Annotated in this window: 7 protein-coding genes and 2 pseudogenes; 6 read left to right on the top strand and 3 right to left on the bottom strand. The window is 56.6% G+C overall.

Features of this window, described 5'->3' with window-relative positions:
- Positions 1–33: 33 nt before the first annotated feature.
- Positions 34–618, bottom strand: coding sequence for an IS110 family transposase (locus tag ACSHXH_RS18815; RefSeq protein WP_435673337.1), 585 nt, complete (start codon positions 616–618; stop codon positions 34–36).
- Positions 619–673: 55 nt separating this feature from the next.
- On the opposite strand from ACSHXH_RS18815, the pseudogene ACSHXH_RS18810 reads away from it, so the two are divergent.
- The 3 genes and pseudogenes from ACSHXH_RS18810 to ACSHXH_RS18800 all read left to right on the top strand — a co-directional run.
- Positions 674–985, top strand: a pseudogene (locus ACSHXH_RS18810) (transposase); the annotation flags it as partial.
- A gap of 56 nt (positions 986–1,041) precedes the next feature.
- Entirely contained in the window at positions 1,042–2,001 is a 960-nt protein-coding gene (locus tag ACSHXH_RS18805; RefSeq protein ID WP_435673336.1) for an IS481 family transposase, read from the top strand.
- A 263-nt stretch (positions 2,002–2,264) separates the two neighbouring features.
- Positions 2,265–3,125, top strand: a complete 861-nt coding sequence (locus ACSHXH_RS18800) for a delta-class carbonic anhydrase (RefSeq protein ID WP_435673335.1) — start codon at positions 2,265–2,267, stop codon at positions 3,123–3,125.
- Between the two features lie 92 nt (positions 3,126–3,217).
- On the opposite strand, the pseudogene ACSHXH_RS18795 reads toward ACSHXH_RS18800, so the two are convergent.
- A pseudogene (locus tag ACSHXH_RS18795) lies at positions 3,218–4,836 on the bottom strand (ISL3 family transposase).
- 67 nt (positions 4,837–4,903) lie between these two features.
- A complete protein-coding gene (locus tag ACSHXH_RS18790) occupies positions 4,904–5,128 on the bottom strand; it encodes an MbtH family protein (protein ID WP_435673334.1) in 225 nt (74 codons plus the stop codon).
- Positions 5,129–5,242: 114 nt separating this feature from the next.
- On the opposite strand from ACSHXH_RS18790, the gene ACSHXH_RS18785 reads away from it, so the two are divergent.
- The 3 genes from ACSHXH_RS18785 to ACSHXH_RS18775 form a co-directional block, all read left to right on the top strand.
- Positions 5,243–5,710 (top strand): YcjF family protein, encoded by a 468-nt coding sequence (locus ACSHXH_RS18785; protein ID WP_435673333.1) that lies wholly within the window; start codon positions 5,243–5,245, stop codon positions 5,708–5,710.
- A 14-nt stretch (positions 5,711–5,724) separates the two neighbouring features.
- Positions 5,725–5,886 carry a hypothetical protein gene (locus ACSHXH_RS18780; protein WP_435673332.1) on the top strand — a complete coding sequence of 54 codons (162 nt, stop codon included), beginning with the start codon at positions 5,725–5,727 and terminating at the stop codon, positions 5,884–5,886.
- A gap of 9 nt (positions 5,887–5,895) precedes the next feature.
- Positions 5,896–7,289, top strand: a 1,394-nt coding sequence (locus tag ACSHXH_RS18775; protein ID WP_435673331.1) for a condensation domain-containing protein, incomplete at its 3' end; no start/stop codon positions are given.

Raw genomic sequence — 7,289 nt, 5'->3', positions numbered from 1 at the left:
GAAAAGCCCCGTCGCCTTCGAGCGGAAAGTAGCTTAAACGAGCACTTGGGGCGGCACAGAAGCGTGACAGGTCCAGTCTCGGCATTCATTGCGAACAAGAGCCGGAATGTCGCTCTGCTGATCGTCAACGATCAGCTCGACGCGCTTGAGATGGGCGAGACCGGACGGGATGACCTTTCCATATTCGTAAAGCGCAGAGCGCAATGCGCCCGCAAGTTCGGTGCGTTGAGCAACAAGGCGTTCACGTGCCCGGAACAGAACTGCGCGTGCCTGTTGTGCGGAAGTCTTTATCTCAACGAACCGCATCTCGGGCTGCCGTGCTGCAACTGCGATCGCCTCAGCGTCTGCGGCGTCGTTTTTCTGGCGTTTCACGAATGGCCGTACGTATTGGGGCGCTATCAGTTTGACGTCATGACCAATCTTGATCAGTTCGCGTGCCCAATAATGGGCACTACCACAAGCCTCCATGACGACAAACGACGGAGCGTGTTCTGACATGAAGTACAAGAACTGTCCGCGCGACAGTTTCTTGCGGAACTTCACGTCTCCCGTCATCGACGTTCCATGAAGCTGGAAAACGCTCTTTGCCAGACCTACGCCGATCAGCACATCTTTCATCTTACCGTCCTCTCCATGATTGTGGGTGCAGTCAGCACCACTGTGGCACATCGCGATGCCGGCTGGGGAAGGACGGCAACCACCCCATCTTTACTGGCTGACGGACGCCCAGATGGAGCGTCTCAAACCGTTCTTTCCGAAGAGCCATGGTAAGCCCCGCGTCGATGATCGAAGGGTTCTGAGTGGCATAATCTTCATCAATCGCAATGGGTTGCGTTGGTGCGATGCGCCGAAGGAATACGGTCCGGCGAAGACCCTTTATAACCGATGGAAGCGGTGGAGCGACAACGGGGTCTTCGCCCGGATCATGGTCGGCCTGGCCGCCGAGAGGGCCGAGTACAAGACAATCATGATTGACGCGACCTATTGTTTGATCCCAGGGTTTGATGGTGTGATCCTTTCGAAGGAATGGAAGGATACCTTATGGGACAAGTTCGTCACGGAGGCGCCACGACCACGTACGCCGTCAGAGCAGCAATACAGCGATCGCAAGCTTCGCTCGCGACGTTGAGCCGGGAACTCGGCATCAATCCCAAGACGGTTGCGAAGTGGCGCAAACGGCAGACGGTCGATGATCTCAAGACTGGCCCAAAGGAGCCACGTTCGACGGTCCTCACCGAAGCCGAAGAGGCGGCCATCGTCGCGTTTCGGCGCCACACGCTTTTGCCGCTTGATGATTGCCTCTATGCGCTCCAACCGTCCATCCCGCACCTGACACGCTCAGCACTGCACCGCTGTCTACAGCGACATGGCATCTCGCGCCTGCCTGACGTCGTGGGTGACAAGCCAAAGCGGTCGAAGTTCAAACGCTACCCTATCGGCTTCTTTCACATCGACATCGCTGAGGTTCAGACTGCTGAAGGAAAGCTTTTCTTGTTCGTTGGCATTGATCGCACGAGCAAGTTTGCCGTGACCCAGCTCGTCGAGAAGGCGGACAGAAAGACGGCTTGGGAATTCCTGCAACATATGCTCGAAGCCGTGCCATATCAGGTTCACACCATTCTAACCGACAATGGCATTCAGTTCGCAGAGCAGCCACGGAACCGGAACACCGCATATTCACGGCCGATGCGCTTTGACATGATCTGTGAGGCAAACGGGATTGAGCAACGACTGACCAAACCCAACCATCCCTGGACCAACGGACAGGTCGAGCGCATGAACCGCACGATCAAGGAAGCCACCGTGAAGCGCTTCCACTACGACAGCCATGATCAGCTGCGAACGCACCTCACAGACTTCATGGCAGCATACAACTTCGCGCGTCGGCTCAAGACCCTCAACGGACTCACTCCTTACGAATACATCTGCAAGATCTGGACATCAGAGCCGGACAGATTCATATTGAACCCGATCCACCAGATGCCGGGACTGAACACCTAGAAGTTTGCCCGTGGGTTCTGTCAAAGCTCAAGTGTCAATGCTACGCGCAGGACAGGAATCATCCGGTTTGACACGGTTGTTCTGACCACGGATTGCTGGCGGACGATTTACAGATGCAGCGTCTTGAAATTCCGATCACCTCGGCGACCTGAGCTTCTTGCATAGCAAGCTAACAAATTTGAGACCTTGTTGCTCGGGAGATCGGGATGTAGTCGCGACAGTGGCCCTAGCTTGGCCGATGAACGTGGAGAGAGAAATACGTTATGTCTTACAATCCGACTTTCGCGAGTGTGTGCGCTTTGGTTGTGATGCTTTTGGGGTCCGGCGCTATTGCCGAATCCGCCGATCACGTCGTGTCCGATGAGGTCACCGCCGAACAGCGGGCAACTCTTGCAGCCGCGACTAGTGGAATGGGCTACGGTCCTCAGTCCCCGCGCGACATCGATGCGCATGACGGCATGAACCACCGCGCGTTCACCGCAGCCCCGGTTGTCACTGATATGGCTCTGTGCGACATTCATTTCCACGAGAACGCTGAGCACAAGGGGGGCAACTTTACCCTATATGCTGGCAATGGCGACGGCCATGGTTATGGGACCGGATTCAAATATGCCGGGACATTGACTGATGCAGAACTCGCGCCCGTTGGCATGACGGTTGGTGGAAGCGAACACGGCGACTTGGTCCCCGGAGACACAATCGAGATCCATTTCGTACATTCAACAGCACAAGCGACGCTCGGCCCGACTCTTGGGACCTGTCTGAGTGATGCAATTGGCAACCCGCAATTGCGTGTCGAAGCCGTTGTGGCAGTATTGGTCTCCGAAGGCGGTGCAAACTTCGTAGAGATGGCTCATATTGAAGAGATCGGTGGTCTGAACCAGGTTCCGAATCTACCCGGCGACCTAGGTGAACCAGTCGTTTATGCAGGTTCAACAACTGGGCCAAGCTACAACGAAAAGGGATCGCCATTCCAGGTGACGTGGAGCGTGCGCTCACAGGTCGTCAAGCTCGACATTTCATCACTTGACGCCTGGCTGAAAGACAATCCTTTTGACGAGGATCACGCGCACGGCGTAAGGAACCTCATCACCAATCCCGATCTTTTGTCTCAGATCGACTAATCGCAAATGGCGCGAGGGGACTTGCAGTTTCGTCTGTCCCGTTTTCAACACGGGGCTCCCCTCAGCCAAAACTCATCATTACCGGGTCATCCTCAATTTGTGTGGCGCAGCGGAAGCATTCGGGCTTTGAGAAGTTCTGGTCCGGCGCGACCATACATGGCGCGCTTGAGGGTCTTCAGGCGATTGATTTAGCCCTCAGCTTGACTGTTGCTCCACGGAAGTTCGATGGCATTGCGCACGGCCTCGATATCGCGGTGCAGCGTGCGGGCAAACCGCATGATTGGTGGGATGCCAGTTTCAATGGCCAGGTCGATCCATGCGTCCAGTGGGGCGGACTGGTCGCCGCGTAAATTGCCCTGAAACTGCATGGCAAGGCTCCGCATCGTGGCAAAGCTTGGCGATCCGGCCTTCAATGCATCTACCTTTTGGGCCTGGTCTGCGGTCAATTTGCCTCGCGGCTTGATACAGAGCACCGCTGCGACAACCGGCGAAATGGCATGACCGGTTTGCGGGTCCCGCACAGACGCCAGAGGCAGCGGCGTGTCGGTCCGGCCTGCTAGAGCGGTTTGTTCATCCCTTCGCCATCCGGCCAGCAGATGTTGCAAATGAGACAAGCTGCCCTCATAGCCATGGTGTTGAATTTCAATCAATAATTCCTGACCGGACCGGACACCCTGTTTCCAGAGATCGGCCAGTAAGCCCTCAAAATACCACGGCGACGTGGGCTTCAATGCAGTTCGGCGGCGGTCTGGTGGCGAACCGGAGTTCAACCACTTCGCCACACTGCGACGCGGGAAGCCGGTCCGCCGTCCAATTTCGCTATAAGACAGCCCTTGATCACGAAGCGCATGGATGTTTCGGAAAATCTCCTCACGTGATTTCCGATGGGCAAGACGCGATCGCAGCAGATGATTGGCCGTGCTGATGTTTTCGGCATCTGACAATAGCGCCCGCCCGGTGGCACGGCCATACATATTCATCTGCTCTTCAATGGCCTGGCGCAGGTTGTGGACGAGATGAAAACGGTCTGCGACCTGCAGGGCTTGCGGTGCGCCCTGACGTGCGGCCTTCGCATATGCACCACAACGATCCCGACTGATGACTTCACTCTCAGGGTGCTGCCGCAGCCAGCTCGCACAGCGTTCAACGCTCCGATCCGGAAGGATATCAATTACGGTCTGCCGCTCGAGATCGACAATAATGGTTCCGTAAGTCTGCGACTTGCGCCAGCTCCAATCGTCGATGCCAATGATCGTTGGCGGCGGGGCGGCGCTTTCCGCACGCTGCTTGAGGTGCCGCAAACCGTGTCATCGCTGACACCGACGCCTAACCGGCGCAAGAGCCGCTCGGCAGGCTGTCCACCCATGGCGTGCCCCAGGTGACCGACAATGTCATCAACACGCGAAGTTCGACGTGCAAATGGGCGCGCAATTGACGAGGTGTAGCCTTAAAACGTCCTCCGCGGGCATGTGGAAGCGGGACATCGCCATCTACAGACCCAGAGTGCGACTGTTACCTTGTCGCCATGTTCGGGTAAATCCTGCAGCCGCCTTTGCCGCCACTCGTGACGACGCCGAGAGTGCAAACCACAATCTGGGAAGATGCCTCTCGGTGCAAACACGCCGGATACATGCCACACGCCGGAATCACGTCGCTTAACGCCTTGAACCGAAACGTCGCTCTCGGGCGACCAGTGCTTTTTTGAAATCACGACTATCCCTCCTGAAAGTTCCAAGCTCAGGATAGTTGCGCCACACAGATTGAGGCAGATCCCTCCTTCATGCTCGGTGCCGAGCGGTGCGCAGTGATTTTGGCGCGATATCGGTCCAGTTTTCTTTGATCCAATTGAGGCAGTCTTGCTTTGGGCCAACGGGTCCGACTTGGTCCCAACCATCTGGAATGGGTTGAGCGGATGGCCAGATTGAGTGCTGACCTTCTTCGTTTTTGAGGACCTTGAAGGTATCGCCGTCCATGCTCCAGTTGTTTTGTGTATCGTTAGACATGGATGCTCCATTAAGATATAATTTTGTTTGTTTTTATGCACTTATTTTGTCGACAAAGCGCCCTGTCCTTGATTGAAGTTATCATGAACAGCGGATGTTGGAAGGATAAGTTTGATGGCGATGACGGAGCAGGTGATTTCGAACGATGTGCATGCGCAAGCAGCGCGGGTTATTTCGTCTGCGGTCAAGTGGTCTGCGGCGGCGGCGATTGTTCCGATCCCTGTTGTTGATCTGATTGCGCTTGGTGCGGTGCAGGTCAAGATGGTGCGCGATCTGGCGCATGTATACGGCGTCGATGCTGACTCTGAGACGCTACAGAGCGTCGTCTCTGCGCTCTTGGGCACGCTTGCATCGGCTACGATCAGCGGTGGCCTGCTCGGCTCCTCGCTCAAGGTTGTTCCGGTTGGTGGTACGATTTTGGGGAGCGTTGGGCTTGCAGCTTTTGGGTCTGCTGCGACCTATGCGATCGGGAAGATTTTTGTCGCTCATTTTGAGAAGGGGAGCACAGTGTCGTCCTTCAGTGCTGAGGCTGTTGAGGCGGAGCTCAAGCAGGAATTCGCAGCCGCCAAAGCCAAGACCTGATTGGCCGATACATCATGGCGTCCCCCCTTTTGATCCTCGGCTATCTGGTGCTTGCCAGTGTAGTCGCCTTCTTGGGCCGTAAGCGTGCCGTCGGCTGTTTTGTGCTGAGTTTGTTGCTCACGCCGTTCGTAATAGCTCTTGTTTTGATGGTTGCGGCCCCCCGCACCGATCCGTGAGGCGGCGGGATGCCTGGTTCTGACGAGGATGCCTGTGGGCAAAATGGAGGTCACGGGGATCAGTACAGCGGCAAGACATCTCTGCCCCTGAGCCCTGCACAACTGGGTGTGTACTTTGCGCATCTTCGCGATGTGGCGGGCGGCCGCTATAACATTGGCCAAGTGAACTCGATTGCAGGGGATCTGGATATCGAGGTGTTCCGCCGCGCCGCCGCGCAGGTGATTGCTGAGACGCCTGCTTTGAACATGGCGATTGTGAGTGCGGGGGATGAGCCGTGCCAAGCATATCTGGATCGCAGCGCGGTTGAAATCGGCTTCCACGATCTGCGTGAGGACTCTGATCCCGCAGCCACGCGGGCAGCGCTTTTAAAGCAGATGACGTTCGCCCCTTTTGATCTGGCGCGTGATGCACTGTTTCGGTGGGCACTGATCAAGACCCGTGATGGCGCGACCGACTGGGTGCAGGTCTACCACCATATTGTGGTGGATGCCTGGTCTGGTCAACTTTTGGCGAGCCGGGTTGCTGCTCGATACGGATTGTTGCTTTCGGGCGATACTGCGTCGGGTTCTGCGAATGATGAGTCCGAGCTCTATGCTGGGCACATTGCCGAGCAGCTTGCCTATCAGAGCAGCGATGTGGCGGTTCGGGATGGGAGCTACTGGCGTGATCTTCTCTCTGGCGCGGATTTTGCCACGCCGTTTGAGACACGGCGAGCCACATGCCAGCCTGCCAATGAGCCGCAGTTTGTGCGCCATGGGCTGGTTCTTGAGGGTGAGCGGCTCAAAGCTGTTGAGCAGCTGTCCAAAGTTTATGGGGTCACATCCGGTCAGGTGGTGACGGCTGCTGCGGCCGTGCTTGAGGCCATTTGGACGCAGAGTTCGGATGTTGTTTTGGGCACGCCGCTTTTGGGCCGCTTTGGAGCTGCCGCGCGCGTGATTGTCTCCATGTCGTCGAATGTCGGGCATCTACGGATCAGGGATATCTGGGCACATTCGGTCGGATCCTTGCTTGGTGAAATCAAGAGCAAGCAGCTGGCGGGGCTGCGCCGCCAACGCTACCGCTACGAGGATCTAGGGCGCGATCTGTTAGGCTCTGGCTCAGAGGCCTCTCTGGCGCGGGTGCAGGTCAACCAGATGTCATTTGAGTACGACGTCCGGTTCGGGGATTTGGTGAGCACGACTACAAACCTATCGAACGGTCCAGTCGATGGGATGAGTATCGCGCTTTACCCACAACCTGACGGACGATTGGCAGTTGATCTGGATGGAGAGCAAGTAGCGTTTGATAAAAAGGCCCTTTGCCATGTAGCCGATCAACTTCTGCATGTGCTGGATCAGTTTGCGGGATCGGGTGCGACCGGGGAGTCTTTGGCGCTTGGGTCGCTGAGGTTTGCGCCTTTGGG

This window comes from Marivita sp. (genome assembly GCF_051251565.1).
GTDB lineage: Bacteria > Pseudomonadota > Alphaproteobacteria > Rhodobacterales > Rhodobacteraceae > Marivita.
The sequence above is the reverse complement of the archived record's forward strand: the minus strand, read 5'-3'. Positions and strand labels throughout refer to the sequence as shown.